Here is a 17,220-nt window from a genome sequence, read left to right on the forward strand (position 1 = left end):
GAATTGTGGGGCGAATGTGTGATTCTGTTAGTTTTTAACAGTTCTCTTTACAAACCAAGCTGCCACAGAGAGGGCGATCGCACCGATCGCGACAGGAAGTATCCAATTAGTTTGGGATTGAGGTGCGGGTGAGGCTTGTGGAGCTTGAGCGACGGGACTCGATTGTGGAGCGGCTCCAGCTTGAACGGTGACATCGTAGGCGAATTTGAAGGCGTTGAATTCGTTGTTCGCTTTCGGTGCGCCACTGATTTCTAGGGTGTAAATTCCCGCTTTGGGAAAAGTAATTTCTGCGCCTGGGATTCCTTTGTATTGTTCGGCGGAGATCGCTTTTAACGCAGGTTGAGCAATTGTTTGATTGTTCGATCGCACCGTTAGCTGACAGTTACAACGATCGAGCGGAATCACTTCACCGCCAGCTTTTGTTAATGCAAACCAAGCTTGTGAAACTTCTCCGGCTCTCGGATTGTGGTTCGGTTCAATGTGAAAATTGGAGGCGACATTGCCCTCGGTTTTGACATTGTGAGCGAGAGCAGGTGAAGCAAATAGTAAAAAAGGAATGAGATAAACCGATTTATTTTTTAGGTGCAACATACCATTTTTCCAACGAGAGCAGCGACCAGAAGAAGTGCGATCGCATCAACAATACGCTAATCACTGAAAAGAGAAGAACACCAACTCTAAAACGATTACCAAAGTCAACGCTAATTTCGCCTAAGTAATTTGAGCCAGATAAACTCGTATGAATCGCAGCTAGAACCAAAGCTGGAACACTCAACAAATGGATTTTTCGCCAAATTGCACCGAGTTTAGAAACCGCTTGATTAAAGCTTGTGAATGCTGCAGGCAACATTAACCCAAATGCTGAAATTCCCGACCACATTCCTGCTTGTTGAGTTGGTAGCAGAAACGCGATCGCGTTTAAGTTCCAGTTAAACGTATGGTCGAGATAATGTCCGATATGGGCACAAGACAACACAAACGCCCCTACTCCTAACGCTCGTCGATACTGCAACGGAGCCGCCCAAATTCGGCTAATCGGTCGCGCAATCAGCGCTAACATTAGGCAAATCAGAGCTGCATGTCCGGTGTAATCGACCATATCGCTGCTTCTGAGTAATGTCAAAAGACCGATCGTCAAAGTCACCCAACCGCCCAATTTGAACAACTGGCTTCTACGATCGCGACTCAATGCCGACGCGAATAATCCGGTACTAACCATCATGGGCGCAGTTCCCAACCCGAACGCCAACATCGTCAAAGCACCTTCAGCCACAGTTCCGGTTTCAGCCGCTTTAATTTGGGCAGCGTAGAGAAAGCCACAAGGAATCAAGCCCCAGATCATTCCCAGCAGTGCAGGAGTCCATCCATTGTTCGATCGCGCCAATTCCGACATCAGCGAATTAAAGCGATCGTGTAATTTCCCCTGAATCGGATGCAAAATCGGCACACGCGGTAGCCAACTCGCATTAATATTCGACAACCCAAACCAAATTAAAAGCAATCCGGTAACGATCGCCAATCCTCGTCTCAGTCCACTATCGATCCCCGCAAGTTGTCCACCTGCAATTAGCACCGATCCCAGCGCTCCGATCGTTGCTCCCACGATCGTGTAACTCAAGACTCTACCAAAATTCAGCAGTAGATTAAACCGAATTTGCTGCCATCTGGAACCGCGTTCGCGAGATAGCGAAAATGCCACGGTCAACGGGCTACACATCCCCAAACAATGACCGAAGCTGCCTAAAAATCCGACACTCGCAATCAACAGTAAATCAAGCATTTTTTCATGCTATCTCATGCGAAGCGCACAGGTAAGCCATCTTGAAACGCTAGCAATTCTCCCGGCTCGATCGTTGTCCACACTTCGTTATCGGTTAACGGAGTCGTCGCGATCACGGCAACACGATCGCTCTTGTTCGTCAATTCCTGAAAATCCACCGTTAAATCCGCATCAATTAGATGTGCGGCTGCAAACGGAGCTTGCCGCACAATGTAGCAAAGCTTGGTTGAACAATGCACAAAAAAAGTTTCACCGTCTGAAAATAGATAGTTAAACGTGCCATATTTTGCGATCTGATCCGTGACCGATCGCAGCACCGGATACAACTCGGTTGAACTCGGTTTCTCGATCGGAAAGGTCTGCCGCAACGTATTCAAAATTAAACAAAACGCCCGTTCACTATCGGTTTGTCCCACAGGGCGATATATTCCGTCGGCTTCTGGCTCGAAGTTTGGCAAATCTCCGTTGTGTGCGAATACCCAATAGCGCCCCCATAATTCTCGCTGGAACGGATGGCAATTCTCTAACGCCACTCGACCGAAAGTGGCTTTACGAATATGAGCAATCACATGAGTCGAATGAATCGGATATTTACGAACTAACTCAGCTACCGGAGACGCGATCGCAGGCTTGATATCGATGAACGATCGCACTCCCGCTCCTTCAAAAAACGCAATCCCCCAGCCGTCCTGATGCTCATCGGTTCGACCGCCCCGCGCAGAAAATCCCTCAAACGAGAAGCAGATATCTGTGGGAACATTGCAATTCATTCCGAGTAATTGACACATACCTCGCGTTCAGAATCCCCGTAAAGTTGTTGGAATAGCACAGCGGTTTGCGATGCAATCGAGCTAGATAGTGTCTCAAGCGCGTGGCAAGTTAAGTTCGGACTGTGCTTCAACGATAAAGCCAAACGCGCAGCAATGACAATAATTGCTCAGTATCAACAGGCTTCGTAATGTAATCAGATGCGCCTGCTTCGATACATTTTTCTCGATCGCCCTGCATTGCTTTTGCAGTGAGCGCAATGATCGGCAGGGATTTAAATTGCGGTTGTTCTCGAATGGCGCGGGTTGTCTCATAACCATCCATTTCTGGCATCATAATATCCATCAGAACGACATTTGTATCGGGATGGGCTTGCAGCGTTTCAATGCCTTCGCGCCCATTCTCAGCGTAGAACACTTCCATCTGCTGACGCTCTAGCAAGCTTGTCAACGCAAAAATGTTCCGCATATCATCATCGATAATCAAGACTCTCTTGTTTCCTAAGACAGAATCGGCTTGATGCAGGTCTTCGAGGATTTGGCGTTTGGGCTGCGGTAGGTTCGCTTGCACACGGTGGAGAAACAGTGCAGTTTCATCAAGTAAGCGTTCGGGCGATCGTACATCTTTGATGATGATTGTCTCTGCAAGGCGTTTTAGCTGCGTCTCTTCTGGGCGGGTTAGTTCTTTGCCGGTGTAGATGATGATGGGAATTTTAGATAAAGCATCGTCTTGCTTGATCTGTTCGATGAGATCGAAACCGCTCATATCCGGGAGTCCCAAATCCATTACAACACAGTCAATTTGCTGTGAGTGTAATGTTGATAACGCATCTTTTGCTGTGTAAGCAGCAATGCTATTGACATCTCCGTTGCCAATCAGATCAATGATGCTTTGAGCTTGTACGGTGTCATCTTCAATGATTAGCAAGTTTTTAACGCGCCGATCGATAAAGCTTTGAATCTCACCGAACAATTGAGTTAAGTCGTCAGAAGAAACAGGCTTTTGCAGATAAGCGATCGCGCCCAATTGCAATCCGCGTTGGCGCTGGTCGTCGCTCGATAGAATGTGAACCGGAATATGACGCAGTTCTGGATCACGCTTTAAGCGATCGAGGACTGCCCAGCCGTCCATATCGGGCAAATGTAAATCTAGTAGAATTGCACGCGGTTTGAATTGTTGTGCCAGCGCCAATCCCGATTGACTCCTCAAGGCTGCAAGTACCTTAAAGCCCTGCCGTCGTGCAATATCTGTGAGAATTTTAACGAAGTTCACATCGTCTTCGATGATCAGTAGCACACGATCTCCCCCGTGAATCGAAGCACGATCGTCTGGAACTTCTGAAGTCAGATTGAGCGTTGGTGCAGGACGAGACACCGGAGGAGTAACGGTCTCTGGAGTCGTCGCAATTGGATCTTGAGTTTGAGGAAGGTAGAGTGTGAAGGTACTCCCGCGATCGGGTTCACTGGTCACTTCAATAAAGCCACCCAGTCGATAGGCTAACTCTCGACTAATCGACAGTCCTAAGCCTGTCCCCCCAAACTTACGGCTTGTTGTGCCATCAACCTGCTGAAATGCTTCAAAAATTAGCTGCTGCTTCTCACGCGGAATGCCAATCCCGGTATCCTGCACTGCAAAAAAAACTTTTTGATCCTGAGTTGAACCAATCCGAACGGTGACGCTTCCTTGTTCCGTGAATTTGAAAGCATTGGCGAGTAGATTCTTGAGAATCTGCTGAAGACGTTTGCTATCCGTTGAGATGACTTCTGGTGCTTGAGGATCACGCTCGATCGAGAACGCGAGTTCTTTACTGCTGGCAATCTGGCGGAAGGTGCGATCGAGACTCCGTTGCAGATCCGTGAGGTTAAGCGGTTCAATGTCGATCGCAATGGTTCCCGATTCAATCTTGGCAAGGTCGAGAATGTCATTGATCAACGTCAGCAAGTCATTACCAGAAGAGTAGATTGTTTTGCTGTATTCCACCTGCTTGTCGGTTAAATTCTGGTCTGCGTTGTCACTGAGGATCTTTGCTAGAATCAGCAAACTGTTGAGTGGTGTTCTCAACTCATGCGACATATTCGCCAAGAACTCCGACTTATACCGGGATGAAACTTCTAACTGCTCTGCTTTTTCTTGCAGTGCCAGCATCGCTTGATCAATCTCACCGTTTTTCTGTTCAACTTCGCGCTTTTGTGCAGCTAAGAGTTCTGCTTTTTCTTCAAGCTCCTCGTTAAGTTGCTGTAGCTCTTCGTTGGAGACTTTTAGCTCCTCTTGTTGTTCTTGCAGACGGAGTTCTGATTCTTCTAGAGCACGGGTTTGATCCTGAAGCTGTCGATTGCTTTGGTAAAGTTCTTCTTGCTGACTTCGCAGTTCTTCTGCCAAAGCTTGTGACTCTTTGAGTAACTGCTGCGTTTTTGCATCCGATGCGATCGCTTTTAACACAACCCCGATCGTTTGTGCTAATCGCTCTAATAAGGTGAGTTGAACCTCTGTGAATCGCTGAAATGATGCTAATTCGAGCACCGCAACGACTTCGTTTTCAAACAGCACGGGCAAAACAATCACATTGATTGGGCTTGCATCTCCTAAGCCCGATCGAATCCGAATGTAATCGCTTGGAACATCCGTTAAAAGAATGCGTTGCTTTTCTAGCGCACATTGTCCGACTAATCCCTCGCCTAAGTGAAACTGATTCGATAGCTGTTTGCGCTCTTGATACGCATAGCTACTTAACAGTTTGAGTACAGGTGGCGATAGTTCTGTATCCATCACGTAAAATGCGCCATGCCGAGATCCCACTAACGGAGCAAGGTGCGATAACATCAATCGCGACACCGTTTCTAAGCTCCGCTCTCCCTGAATCAAGTGGGAAAATTCTGCTAAGTTAGTCTGTAACCAAGTTTGGCGATCGCTCTTTTGCAAACTATCGCGCAAACTGTCTACCATTTGCCGCAAGGTGCGCGTTAGAATGCCAACTTCGTCTTGACGATCCAGCCTGGGCAGTTGTGCTGATAAGTCGCCGTCAGCAATTCTTTCAGCACTCCGTGAAACTTGGGTTAAAGGGGTTGAGATATGGCGATTGAGCAAAACACCCAAAATTGCCAGCAGCGTAAACGCAAGCGGCATCCCGATCGCAATGCTATCCAGTGTATTCTGTGCGGCAATATTGGCATTTCTGGATCGCTGATCCAGTAGCCTTTGTTCTCGCACTTTCATCTGATCGATGATTCGTCGAATCTGATCGGTAACAGGCTTGCCGCGCCGTACACTATCATCTTGTATGACTGCTTGCAGCCCTCGCGCTCGTCTGAGGGCAATGCGCTCCTTCATCAGTTCGATGCGTTGATCAACTAGACCCGCTAACTGCCTTATATCCTGTTGTTGAGTAGGATTATCTATGGTTAGCTGGCGAACATTTCCAATCCTTTGCTGAACCGTACTGATCGCGAGGTTGTAGGGCTGCAAATACGGTGTTTCACCAGTTAATAAATATCCCCGCTGTCCGTTTTCAGCTTCAACGATCAAGGATAGAATGTCTTCGAGTTCTCCTAAGACCTGATAAGTATGAGTGACCCAGCGTGAGGTTGCGATCAATTCACGGGTTCCACTGTATGAGGCAATTCCGATCGCTGCGAAAATGGAGAGTCCGAGTCCAAATGCCGCTCCGATCTTTGTCCCAATTCGCAAGCGCTTCAACATTTTTTACCCAGTGCGATCGTGCATTCAGCGATCGATTGTCTGACGGTTAGAAGAATTGCCACATCTGACTTTGGGTAGAGAGGCGAGAGAGAATTGCTTGTCTCTCACCCCTTGTTTCTATTCTGGAACGAATTCTAAAGCAACACCATTCATGCAATATCTCTGTCCGGTTGGACGAGGGCCGTCTTCAAACACATGACCTAAATGCCCACCGCACTTAGCACAGTGAACTTCAACGCGAGTCATGAAGAACGATCGATCAACTGTGGTCTCGATCGCGTTTTCTAAGGGTGCATAGAAGCTGGGCCAACCTGTACCGCTATTGAACTTAGTTTCAGATGAGAATAATGGCGTTCCACAGCCTGCACAGGAGAAAGTACCCTTGCCGTATTCCTTATCGAGTGGGCTAGTTCCGGCTCGTTCTGTGCCGTGTTTGCGTAACACTCGAAACTGGTCTGGGGTGAGCGAAGCTTTCCATTCTTCTTCGGTTTTGTTGATTTCAAATGAATTGTTTTGAGTGTTCATTACAGCAATGTTGTTTCTAGTGTTCTTAGTTTATTTTAACAAGTCCTCTAAATTTCCCTCGCAAGCATGAAGTCAGGAAAACGGCGATCGCGCTTGATTTGAGTGGTTTACTTCAAGTATGGCTATGATCAAGCGACTTCTGGGATATGTCAGTGTGTTAGTGCTGAGTTTGGGATGGCTGCTGCCTGCTCAGGCGGCTCCGTTTGGGCAGGGCGATAACTTTGTCACAGCGGCGATCGATAAAGTTGAAGCGGCAGTGGTGCAGGTGAATGTGTCGCGCAACTTAGGCGGTGATGTGCCGGGTGCTTTAAGGCCGTTTTTGGGCAATCCGCAAGCCGGTTCTTCTTCAAGAGTGCTGCGGGGATTGGGATCAGGGTTTGTGATTGATCAAAACGGTAAGATTCTCACCAATTCGCACGTCGTTGATAATGCGGATACAGTCACCGTTTCATTTCAAGATGGACGCGTGCTAGAAGGCAAAGTGCTGGGTAAAGATCCGGTGACAGATGTAGCTGTGATTCAGGTGCAAGCTGAGAACTTACCTACGGTAACGCTGGGGAATTCTGATGAGGTACGGCAGGGACAATGGGCGATCGCGATCGGGAATCCATTGGGACTTCAAGAAACCGTAACGGTCGGGGTGATTAGCGGGACAGAGCGATCGAGCGTAGATATTGGTGTTCCCGATAAGCGGGTGGGATTCATCCAAACCGATGCAGCAATTAATCCAGGGAACTCCGGCGGGCCGCTGTTAAATGCAAACGGTGATGTAATTGGAATCAATACGGCAATCATTCAGGGTACACAAGGATTGGGATTTGCCATTCCGATTAACACAGCACAAAATGTAGCACAACAATTGATCGCAACAGGAACTGTGACGCATCCCTATATTGGAGTTCAGTTAGTTGCGCTTGATCCGAATGTAAGAGACTTTATTAATCGCGCTCCCAACAGTCGCATGAAGGTTGAGGACGATCGCGGAATTCTGGTGGTTGGGGTCGGTCGTGGAACGCCTGCGGCAAAGGCAGGACTCAAAGCGGGAGACGTGATTCAAGCTGTGAATGATCAACCGATTCAAAACGTAAAAACGATTCAGCAATTGGTCGATCAAGCAGGAGTCGATGGCAGTTTGAGTGTCAACGTGAAGCGGAGCGATCGCACAGTTGCATTGACGATTTCACCGGAGCAATTACCTGCGGTTGAGGCACAATAAAATTGAGTTGTAGCGACGCGATTAATCGCGTCGCCCTACAAATTCCGCAATGGTCATCAGGCGCAACATTCAGCCATCAAATTGGTATAAAAAGACTCCTGTAGAGCGATCGCTCACATTGCAGCGATCGCTCTGAAATCTTGAATTCTATCTTGCTCAACAACTGCCTTAAACTTCTGCTGTAATTCGATCAGCTGCAAGAAGAAATCCTAAACACTCTTCTTGTTTCGGAAGCTCAACACCGATAGTTTCTCATTCAGTCTTCAATTCTTGCTGTAGCCAGCCCAGAAAGTTCTTCGTTCTTGTAAAGCGTTGACTTACTCCAGCGTCTAATAGTGCTTGCTTAGCAGGATTCGGTTGACCAAATATCTCATCCTTCCAGAACGCTGCATCATTCGTCAATAAGACTTTTTGCTCAGTGAAGTGTTGTCGAGCATGGTGCAGAATACATTGCAAAACTAAATTATCTCGACGCTGTTTCTGCTCTGGAAGAAACCGTTCATTCAGTCCACTGACTAAACTTTCAGGAGTCAAATGCACCATTTCAAATCGATTAGACATCGCTTGTACGGCTACCTGAAATCGTGCTTCAACATCATTCAGCAGATTGCTATAACGCACCAAGGCATCATTCAAAACAGACACTAATACTTCGCTACCCTGTGCTGTTTTATCTCGTCGTGCCTCGCTCAATTGCTGATCCAGTGTTTTCCTAAAGCTTTCTCGTCTTTGTCGATCCTCTTCAAAAGCAACCAAAGCTTCCATATAACAAATACTAGGAATGCCAATTCTTACCGACTCGCACAGCGAATCTTGCAGCAGTTCTGTTGCCTCTGGATCTTGCCCTTTTGCAATCGCCAAAATTAAGTTCGTCTCAACGTACAGAATCAAGCTCAACCTCTTCTTCCGTCGTACCGTCTGCCAAGTGATGCAGCAACCCGATTTCTTCTATCGCAGCCGCCGCAGGAGGATTTGGAGATTTCCAATGATAGGCTAGGTCGCGCAACCACGCTTCTACTAAAGTCGTTAAGTAACTCTCAAAAATTTGTTTTTGTCCAAACTTTGGCTCATAAAACCGCAACACATCCTCTGTGTTGAGCACTTGAATTGGCTTTGATAGTTCTTGTCCATTCCATCGGAAAATCTGAATGTTTTCGCTATTAACCGTCATGCCAAAGGAAACGTTGCCATGATACTGACTGAGATAATGCCTTAAATTCTCCTTTGAATCGCCTCCTAAGCCGCTTGTTTTCACTTCACCAACTAAGATGATGTTTCCGTCTTTATCTTTTGCTACAAAGTCGAACTTGTCCATTGTCATCTCCTACCCTCATTCTTTGCTTTGGTCATCATCTTACATTTCCTAGCTCAATGAAGACCAAAAATAAACCAGCAGGTTCAACCCGACTTGCTTTCACTTATTGATACCCTCACTCCGTTCTCGTCGTCGAGTTGCAACAAATTCACGCTCGTAGATCGTGAAAGTCAGCCCAAATAAGCTCACTCTCGGCATTAAGAGAGCTTCACCTCTAATCCAGCATTCGATCGACGCGATCGCGCAACATCAACCGAATCAGCGATCGGAGCAAAAACACTCCCGTCACTGCCGCGATTGCAAACGCAAAAACCGCGCCGCCGCTGATCTGACCAATCAGTAAAATGGCTCCAGTCAATCCCGCAAATCCTGAAATACACGCATAGAGCAGTGCTCTCACCGAAAGATTAAGCGTTTTCAAGGCGCGATCATGCTTCAGAGAATCGACCTGAACGCGGAATTCCCCTTCTTGAAGCCGGGTTTCGATCCGCTCGATCGCGCTCTGAGTTGGATTCGGTTTAGTCAATTGATACGCTAGAAAACTCTTCGCTTGCCGCGCTAACTCACCGACCCCACTCCCCTGCCGCGCTGGAAGCGTCGCTAAACTCTTCACAAACGGCTTTGCCGCAGACAACAAGTTATATTGCGGATCAAGATCCCGCGCCACCCCATCCAACGTAGTCAACGCCTTGATAATAAAAGTCATTCTTGCAGGCAGTCGGAAGGGCTGCTGCTCAAACACGGCGTAAAGCTCATTGCGTAAGCTCTTGAAGGCTTGCATTTCAACGGGCTTATCCGCGAAGCGCTCGACCAGCACATTCACAATCCGCTTCACCGGGGTCATATCTGCCATCGGCTCAACCAAGCCCATATCGACTAGGGTACTCACCACCTGATCCGTATCTTTCTTCAAGACAGCAAAAAAGGTCTGTACCATCTGGTTACGATTAATCGGCTGCACTTCCGCCATCATGCCGAAATCGTAAAAGATCAGCTTGCCGTCGTGGCTCACTGCCATATTGCCAGGATGCGGATCGGCTTGGAAAAAGCCATCTTGCAGCAATTGTTTTAAGTAGGCACAAATGCCCAAATGGTTAATCTCGCGTGGATCAAGCCCAACAGCAAGCAACCCTTGACGGTCGTTCACCTTAATTCCCGGCACATATTCCATCGTTAACACGCGACGAGTCGTGTACTTCGGATAAATCCTTGGAACGACAATGCGATCGTGATTCGCAAAATTATGCCGAAAGCGATCAGCGTTCATCGCCTCCTGAATGTAGTCGATTTCCCGACCGAGAATTTCTGAAAACTCTGCATGAATCGCCTGAACGTCATAGTGTCGCGCACTGGGCGAGATGCGATCGATCCAGCGAATCAGTCGCCCGACAATCTGAAAGTCCATCGCGAATAGCTGATCTAAGCCCGGTCGCTGTACCTTAACAACGACTTCTTCACCGGTATGCAGTCGCGCCCGATGCACTTGTCCTAAACTAGCAGCCGCGATCGGAGCGCGATCGAACTCCTGATACAGCAGGTGCAACGGATAACCGAGTTCGGATTCGATAATCGAGATCGCCTGGTTTGAGTCAAATTCAGGCACTCGATCTTGAAGCTGTCCCAATGCCTTGACATACTCCAACGGCAGCAAGTCTGCCCGTGTTGAGAGCGACTGCCCAATTTTGATAAAGGTGGGTCCTAAATCTAACAGCGTCCCCACCAGCCACTGAGCGCGGCGATTGCGGTGATGCGCGGACTGCTTGGCAATCTGCCGATCCCACCACAGGTAAAACGTCAACTTTGCAGCCGACACGGAAATATCCACTTGTCGCGCCAGTGGAGAAGAAAGTTGCCGTTGCCAGCGTAGGGATTTGGGAGGGACAGCAGTTTGTAACATAACTTCAACCCATTATACCCATAGTGCCCGCACAAGCAGAAAAGCAATCCTGCCCGCTTTTCCAGATTCTAGACAGGAACGCGAAGAAAAGCTACGCTCCAGCAATTTCTAAATTCTGCGGCAGCATGATCGTAAAGCAGGTTTCGTAAGATTGGGAGTCTGGAGCCGCCACGCTAATTGCCTCGATCGTGCCATTGAGATGCTGTACTAGACTTTTAACCAGCGCTAGTCCCAATCCAGTTCCAGGCACGGCGTTTTGAGTCATCCCCTGACACCGACGAAATTTATCAAAGATGTGCGGCAGTTCTTCCTCGGAAATGGGCGAACCCGTATTTGATAGAGAGAGCTTAATTTGCTGACCCGGCTCCAGCGTCACCTCTAGCCCAACTGTGCTATTCGGCTCGGCGTATTTGCCTGCATTCGTCAGTAATTCCAGCAAAATTCGCTGAAAACTGGCTAAATCCGTATGAAAAACAGGCGATCGAGCAGGTAATTTCACATCCAGCGTCAATCCTTTTGCTGCCCAGCGTTGATTAAACGACTGCGACAACTCCTCGATGGCGTGTGGTAATTCGACCCGCTGAAGCTGAAAGGCAACCTGTTTAGTTTCTAGTTCCTGTAGCGCCAGTAGATCGTTGATCAAGCTAGTTTCTTGAGCACACTGCTGCTCCAGAATATTGAGATACTGATCGCGTCGCTCAGGAGTCAGCGTCGCCTGCCGCAACATCCGAATCGCCAGCATCATGCTCGTTAAGGGTGTCCGTAGCTCGTGGCTGAGCGTGCTGATGAACTCGTCCATCCGCTGATTCATTTCCCGTAGCTTCTCGATTTGTCTGCGGGTAATTTCGTAGAGTCGCGCTTGTAGCTCTAAACTTTGCTGAAGCTGCGCCGTTCGCTCTTCAACCAGCGATTCTACCTGACGTAGGGTTTCGGTCTGAATGATTGCTGCACTAATTTGAGCGCTCAAGAGTTCAACCAGCGCAATCTCTTCCGGGAGCCAATTGCGCGATCGACTCTGCTGAACGGCAATAAATCCAAGCAAGCGGTTTTTGCTTTCTAAAGGTACAAGCAGCAGTGCAGGCATTTTTGCCGGATCGAAAATTGCGGCAACGCCCGCCGCTTCTCCCGTCGCGGTCGGAAATGCTGCAACATCTCTAAACACAAATGATTTTGCCGCACTTCGCAGTACAGCTTGGCAAACACCGCAATCGTTCACCCAAAACGACTGGCTCAACGGTGTCTCGGCTTCTAAGTCCAGGGGCTGCCGCCACTCGCTGTCAATCATGACGCGCATTTTCGGCACTCGATTGCTGTTCGATCGCAGACTCTGCCGTGGGTCCCAAAACTTCGCCCTCAGCACAAACGCTCGATCGATTTCAAGCGATTCGGCTAATCCTTCTAGCGCCAATTGCTGAACTTGCGGCAGATCCAAAGAATTCTGAATTGCCATTGTCACTCGGCGGAGCAGCGCTTGATATTGCGCTTGTTTTGCAACTTTTTGTTGCAGCAGAATTTGTGAAATCGCGATCGCAACCTGGTCAGTAATCTGAGCTAAGGTGTCAATCTCAAGATCGCTCCACTGATGCGCCTGAGTCCACATCAAGCTCACAACACCATTGATCCGCCCTTGAAACCGAGTCGGCAGACTAACTACCGATCGAATTGGCAACGCTCTTGCAGCGTAATCAATTTCGCTCAGGGTCAAGTCGGAGATCAATAATCCTGCGCGTTCTAGAGTCGCAGATTCAAGGATTACGGAGTTTGACACAATCTCTTTCTGCTGGCTGGCTGTGAACTGCGAGTGGGCAAACCAAGCCATGAGCGATCGATCCAAAGATTCAGACTGAATTGAAATCAAGCAAGCTTGTGCGCCATAAGCTTCACCTAACAGCGCCGCTACTTCAGATAAAACGGCATCGGGCTGAGTCGCACGACTGAGCGCCTGAACTAGCTTTCGTCCGATCGTGGCTTCCACTGTGGCGAGAGCCGATTGAAAGGCATGAGAATGCGACACAGTTTCGAGAGAATGGGTAGACGCTGAGGCAAGCCGATCCGAATCAATCCGAATCATCTCATCTCTTCTTGTAGTGTTGACAACATCCATGACCTGCCCCACAATTTCCTGCGATTTTACTGTTTCCGATCGCGAAACTTTTGCTTGCATCTTGTCACATGCCTGCTTGCGTCACGTTAGAGAAGGTTCCTTCACTAAGTTACCGTTGCTTAGTAAGGGAAACCGTGTTGCCCTGCATTGAAAAGGGAGATGGTCATTGCTTACCCCTGTCGCAATTCGCTTACTGCTTTATTGCACCATTGCTTTCAGATTACAATCTGAAGACTTTAACAGTATCCGTAAATTCCCCTGATTGCTCCCTCTAAATTGTTAAGTTCTCAAAACTCTATACGTGACGAAATCAAGCATAGATGAAGTGCGGGAGGTATTGTACCTGATGAATTGTGGATTTACGATTGATCTTCTCATTTTAATAGTACACTTGAACGAAATTCGCACTGACTTTCTTCCCAACTATGAGCCTTAAGCCTGCTTCAAACCCGATGAGCGTTGTAGGTACAGTCAAGGGACCCGGTGAGAACGGCAACCAGTACGTTTTCATCACTTCTGATAATCGCCATGTCCGAATCGGTGAATATGTCTATTACGAAGTTCGCGAGGCGGGAGCAGTCCGTAAGATCTTGGGGAAAATCTCCGATCGCCGGCTGATCGACCATTTGCCCGACCGCATTTTTGCGGATACCGAGATTAGCCCAGAGGCGATCGCGGCTTTGGTCGGATTTACCTACGACAACCCAGAGATTTATGAAGTGAGCGTGGATGTGATCGGATATTTCGATCCATCGCTTGGCTTTATGAATCCGCGAAAAAGTCCTGACCCCGGTGCAAAAGTGGTGTTGGCAGACGATGCCATGTTGCAGCAAATTCTCAATCGTCGGCAACCGCAAACGGTGGGATCAGCGCATATTGGGTCGCTGCTGCTGCGGGAAATGGGGGCAGTGCCGATCGCGCTTGATGTGAAAGAGCTTGTCAGTACCCATATGGCAATTCTGGCAGGAACAGGATCAGGAAAGTCTTATACAGCAGGCGTTTTAATCGAAGAGCTGCTGTTACCGCACAATCGCGCTGCGGTTTTGATTTTTGATCCTCACGGAGAGTACGGAACCCTAGCAGAAATGCGGGGACATCCTGCGTTTGAGGCGGCAGATGGATACTCGCCAAAAGTCAAAGTCATGACTCCAGAGGAGGTGAGAATCCGCATCTCTTCGCTCGATTATTACGATATTTTGGCGCTGCTGCCGGAAATGAGCGATCGACAACAAGCGATGCTGAGTAAAGCATTTCGGATTTTGCAACGTCACAAGCGCGGCGACTATCGCTGGGGAATTCAGGACTTGATTGCCGCCGTGCGAGAGGCGGATGTCCAAGTGGATGACGACGGCAACGAGAAAACCGGATCGTCGGCTCCCGCGCTGGAGTGGAAATTAGAGAAGATTGAGCGATCGAGCTACTTTCATACGCTAGAGCATACGGTTAGCCCAAAGGAGCTATTTGAACCGGGACAAGTCACAGTTCTTCAAATGAACGAGATTAGCCAAGAAGAACAACAGGTCATTTGTGCAGCCGTGCTGCGGCAAGTAAATCACGCTCGAATGAGTACCGAGAAAGAGCTAATTTCACCTCAAGATGAAAATTTCTTACCTTATCCCGTGTTTATCCTGATTGAAGAAGCGCATCGTTTTGCGCCTGCCCATGAACCGTCTCGCTGTAAATCAGTGCTACGAACGATTTTGAGCGAAGGGCGGAAGTTTGGGGTAGGCATGGGATTGATTACACAGCGCCCCGGAAAACTGGATGCGGATGTGCTATCCCAGTGCATGAGCCAGTTTTTGATGCGAATTGTGAATCCGGTCGATCAAGAAAGCTTGAAATATGGTGTAGAAGCAGCGGGAAGAGATTTACTCAAAGAATTACCCGCCTTGACCAAGGGACAGATTATTATTTCTGGAGCTTGTGTGAATACGCCTGTGTTATGTAAAGTTCGCCAGCGTTTAACCAAGCACGGCGGGGAAACCTTAGATGCTCCGGCACTTTGGCAAAAGCACTTTGAGAGCCATCGGATTCAAGAACGTCAAATCGAGCTTGCTCCCGTTGCGGTTCCGCGTCGATCGCAGACTGTTCGCGGTAGAAGCATTGATTAATAGCGCAGCGAGCGTGGCTCTACTTCACGTTCTTTAACGCAATCTGTTGATTCTTACGGTAGAGGTCTGCGCGATTTCGCGCCACATCTGCACGCGGATGATTATCGGGCACTTGAGACATCAGCCGGGATGCTCCTCCCCACATTTCTGCGACCTGTTGCCATTGAACCGGAGTTTTTGCCTCTTTCGCGCTGTTTGCGGCTTGTTCTGCAACTCGCACCGCTGTTGCAAAGGAGTCACCATCCTGCTTCACGTTTGCAGTCCACTGGGGCGGCTTGGGTGAGACTTGCGGCTGCATCCGCGGGGTGGCAAAGAACTTACCTTGGCTCCAAGCATAAACTCCCCAACCTGTGAGCAAAATGCCTGCGCTGATCACGATACCGCCGAAGATGCCTTTGGTGAATTGGCGTTTCTCGCGCACGGCTTGGGGTGAAAGCGTCCTTGGTAAGTCATCGCGATCGCTGAAGGCTTCTCGTAGATCTTGCAGCATTCCCCGAATGAAATTTGGTCGCTTTAGAAGGATCTCTTGCGACCAGAGTAATTGTCCATCGGGATCGCGGTTGATTTCTTCAAACCAGAGCAGTTGCTGTTCTCGGACAATTCGGCTGTTAATGTTTACTCGTCGAATATGGCGGGGTGAAATCGATTCGAGAATTTTGCGGACGCGCTCAGTGAGCGCTGCGCGATCGAGCTGGTCGGAGGTGGCTGCCTCGCATAAAAGTTGTAGCACTCCATTGGCAAAGATAGCGCGAGTTCTCACGCCAGAGTCTGCCAATTTATCATTCAGAATTTGAATGATCGCGGCGACGCTGCCTTGGTGGGCTTGCTTGTAGATATCATTGACCGCATTCACAATCATGAGATGAGTAGTTAACGAGAAACCCTGACTTGGAATTTACTACGTTAATATATCGCTTGTTTTGCATTTCAGGGCAAGTTTAACTGTCAGAAAAGGCAGATTCCTTAGCAAAAATTTGCTTTTTTACGAGAAATTGACCTCAGAATTTTTAATGTAAATGCCGAGAATCATTGAATCTACGAATCTGCCACAGATCGGTATTGAAACGATTTTGATTTTGCAGTTCCCAACGCGATCGATCAACCCAGAATTCAAACAGGGCAGTATTGTGGGCGCGTAATCTCCAGGATCTATCGCTTCCGAGTAATTGAGCGATTAAATGTTGCAAAATCCAACTGTGGCTCACAATCCAAAGTTGGTCTCCGTCGCGGTGGCGCTGCATAATTCGAGCGATAAATCGATGGGCACGATCGCGAGCATCATGTAGGGTTTCGGCTTCGGGGATCGGAATCCAATCGGGAGAAGTTTCTAATTTTCGGCAAAGATCGGGATAGCGAGATTGCGCTTCTGCCCAGGTTAATCCTTGAAAAATTCCGTTCTGAAATTCTTTTAATTCTTCGGCATATTCAAGCGGGATTTTTCGTGGGGTGGGTTCATCTTCAATCGGGCTTTCTAAATCGGAATCGATCAAATCGCTCACTGCAGCAGGTAGATGCGGTTCTTGAAAATAAGACAGCAGAATTTCAGTCGTTTGGGCAGCGCGTTTGAGGGGACTAGAGTAAACGTGGGAAGGTCGCCAAGACTCAGCGCGCAGGTGTTTCGCGAGTTTTTCGCACTGTTGGCGACCAAGGGGAGATAATTCGTAATCGCCGTGACCTTGCATTCGTTTTTGGATATTGCCGATCGACTGGGCGTGACGGATAAAAAGGAGTTTGAGGACTTTAGACATGAGAAAATCAATCTTAGAGATGGGAAAGGATTGATGAGTAAATTGGGCGCGATCGAGAAA

Annotated in this window: 13 protein-coding genes; 2 read left to right on the top strand and 11 right to left on the bottom strand. The window is 48.4% G+C overall.

From position 1 onward, the window contains the following. Positions 1 to 27: 27 nt before the first annotated feature. The 5 genes from H6F51_12010 to msrB all read right to left on the bottom strand — a co-directional run bounded on the left by H6F51_12010 (position 28) and on the right by msrB (position 6,769). Positions 28 to 558 carry a hypothetical protein gene (locus H6F51_12010; GenBank protein ID MBD1823203.1) on the bottom strand — a complete coding sequence of 177 codons (531 nt, stop codon included), beginning with the start codon at positions 556 to 558 and terminating at the stop codon, positions 28 to 30. A gap of 13 nt (positions 559 to 571) precedes the next feature. Beyond that, positions 572 to 1,780 (bottom strand): sulfite exporter TauE/SafE family protein, encoded by a 1,209-nt coding sequence (locus H6F51_12015; protein MBD1823204.1) that lies wholly within the window; start codon positions 1,778 to 1,780, stop codon positions 572 to 574. Positions 1,781 to 1,794: 14 nt separating this feature from the next. After that, positions 1,795 to 2,568 carry a class II glutamine amidotransferase gene (locus tag H6F51_12020; GenBank protein ID MBD1823205.1) on the bottom strand — a complete coding sequence of 258 codons (774 nt, stop codon included), beginning with the start codon at positions 2,566 to 2,568 and terminating at the stop codon, positions 1,795 to 1,797. 109 nt (positions 2,569 to 2,677) lie between these two features. After that, a complete protein-coding gene (locus tag H6F51_12025; GenBank protein MBD1823206.1) occupies positions 2,678 to 6,244 on the bottom strand; it encodes a response regulator in 3,567 nt (1,188 codons plus the stop codon). A 117-nt stretch (positions 6,245 to 6,361) separates the two neighbouring features. Then, entirely contained in the window at positions 6,362 to 6,769 is a 408-nt protein-coding gene (msrB, locus tag H6F51_12030) for a peptide-methionine (R)-S-oxide reductase MsrB (protein MBD1823207.1), read from the bottom strand. Positions 6,770 to 6,893: 124 nt separating this feature from the next. Here msrB and H6F51_12035 point away from each other — a divergent pair, with 124 nt between their 5' ends. Then, positions 6,894 to 7,985 (top strand): trypsin-like peptidase domain-containing protein, encoded by a 1,092-nt coding sequence (locus H6F51_12035; protein ID MBD1823208.1) that lies wholly within the window; start codon positions 6,894 to 6,896, stop codon positions 7,983 to 7,985. Positions 7,986 to 8,237: 252 nt separating this feature from the next. On the opposite strand, the gene H6F51_12040 is transcribed toward H6F51_12035, so the two are convergent. From H6F51_12040 to H6F51_12055, 4 genes are all read right to left on the bottom strand, one after another. Then, entirely contained in the window at positions 8,238 to 8,882 is a 645-nt protein-coding gene (locus H6F51_12040) for a DUF4935 domain-containing protein (GenBank protein MBD1823209.1), read from the bottom strand. Further along, positions 8,860 to 9,300 (bottom strand): hypothetical protein, encoded by a 441-nt coding sequence (locus H6F51_12045; GenBank protein MBD1823210.1) that lies wholly within the window; start codon positions 9,298 to 9,300, stop codon positions 8,860 to 8,862. Before H6F51_12045 ends, H6F51_12040 begins: the two co-directional genes overlap by 23 nt. A 214-nt stretch (positions 9,301 to 9,514) precedes the next feature. Further along, positions 9,515 to 11,197: an AarF/ABC1/UbiB kinase family protein gene (locus H6F51_12050; protein MBD1823211.1), complete on the bottom strand. Its 1,683-nt coding sequence runs from the start codon at positions 11,195 to 11,197 to the stop codon at positions 9,515 to 9,517. A 91-nt stretch (positions 11,198 to 11,288) separates the two neighbouring features. Continuing rightward, entirely contained in the window at positions 11,289 to 13,361 is a 2,073-nt protein-coding gene (locus tag H6F51_12055) for a GAF domain-containing protein (protein MBD1823212.1), read from the bottom strand. A gap of 365 nt (positions 13,362 to 13,726) precedes the next feature. Between H6F51_12055 and H6F51_12060 the strand changes: the two genes are divergently transcribed. Then, on the top strand, positions 13,727 to 15,412 hold the full coding sequence (locus H6F51_12060) for a DUF87 domain-containing protein (protein MBD1823213.1): 1,686 nt from the start codon (positions 13,727 to 13,729) through the stop codon (positions 15,410 to 15,412). 19 nt (positions 15,413 to 15,431) lie between these two features. Here the strand turns inward: H6F51_12060 and H6F51_12065 are convergent, their stop codons facing one another. Both H6F51_12065 and H6F51_12070 read right to left on the bottom strand, forming a co-directional pair. Beyond that, a complete protein-coding gene (locus H6F51_12065; protein ID MBD1823214.1) occupies positions 15,432 to 16,268 on the bottom strand; it encodes a hypothetical protein in 837 nt (278 codons plus the stop codon). Between the two features lie 151 nt (positions 16,269 to 16,419). After that, entirely contained in the window at positions 16,420 to 17,160 is a 741-nt protein-coding gene (locus H6F51_12070) for a histidine phosphatase family protein (GenBank protein ID MBD1823215.1), read from the bottom strand. Positions 17,161 to 17,220: the final 60 nt, after the last annotated feature.

It is taken from the genome of Cyanobacteria bacterium FACHB-DQ100 (assembly GCA_014695195.1).
In the GTDB taxonomy this organism is placed as follows: domain Bacteria; phylum Cyanobacteriota; class Cyanobacteriia; order Leptolyngbyales; family Leptolyngbyaceae; genus Leptolyngbya.

Bases quoted from the DNA above. Each gene is read 5' to 3' on its own strand.
- H6F51_12015 (MBD1823204.1), bottom strand. From the start codon at position 1,780: ATGCTTGATTTACTGTTGATTGCGAGTGTCGGATTTTTAGGCAGCTTC.
- msrB (MBD1823207.1), bottom strand. From the start codon at position 6,769: ATGAACACTCAAAACAATTCATTTGAAATCAACAAAACCGAAGAAGAA.
- H6F51_12045 (MBD1823210.1), bottom strand. From the start codon at position 9,300: ATGGACAAGTTCGACTTTGTAGCAAAAGATAAAGACGGAAACATCATC.
- H6F51_12070 (MBD1823215.1), bottom strand. From the start codon at position 17,160: ATGTCTAAAGTCCTCAAACTCCTTTTTATCCGTCACGCCCAGTCGATC.
- H6F51_12025 (MBD1823206.1), bottom strand. From the start codon at position 6,244: ATGTTGAAGCGCTTGCGAATTGGGACAAAGATCGGAGCGGCATTTGGA.
- H6F51_12035 (MBD1823208.1), top strand. From the start codon at position 6,894: ATGATCAAGCGACTTCTGGGATATGTCAGTGTGTTAGTGCTGAGTTTG.
- H6F51_12020 (MBD1823205.1), bottom strand. From the start codon at position 2,568: ATGTGTCAATTACTCGGAATGAATTGCAATGTTCCCACAGATATCTGC.
- H6F51_12060 (MBD1823213.1), top strand. From the start codon at position 13,727: ATGAGCCTTAAGCCTGCTTCAAACCCGATGAGCGTTGTAGGTACAGTC.
- H6F51_12050 (MBD1823211.1), bottom strand. From the start codon at position 11,197: ATGTTACAAACTGCTGTCCCTCCCAAATCCCTACGCTGGCAACGGCAA.
- H6F51_12055 (MBD1823212.1), bottom strand. From the start codon at position 13,361: ATGCAAGCAAAAGTTTCGCGATCGGAAACAGTAAAATCGCAGGAAATT.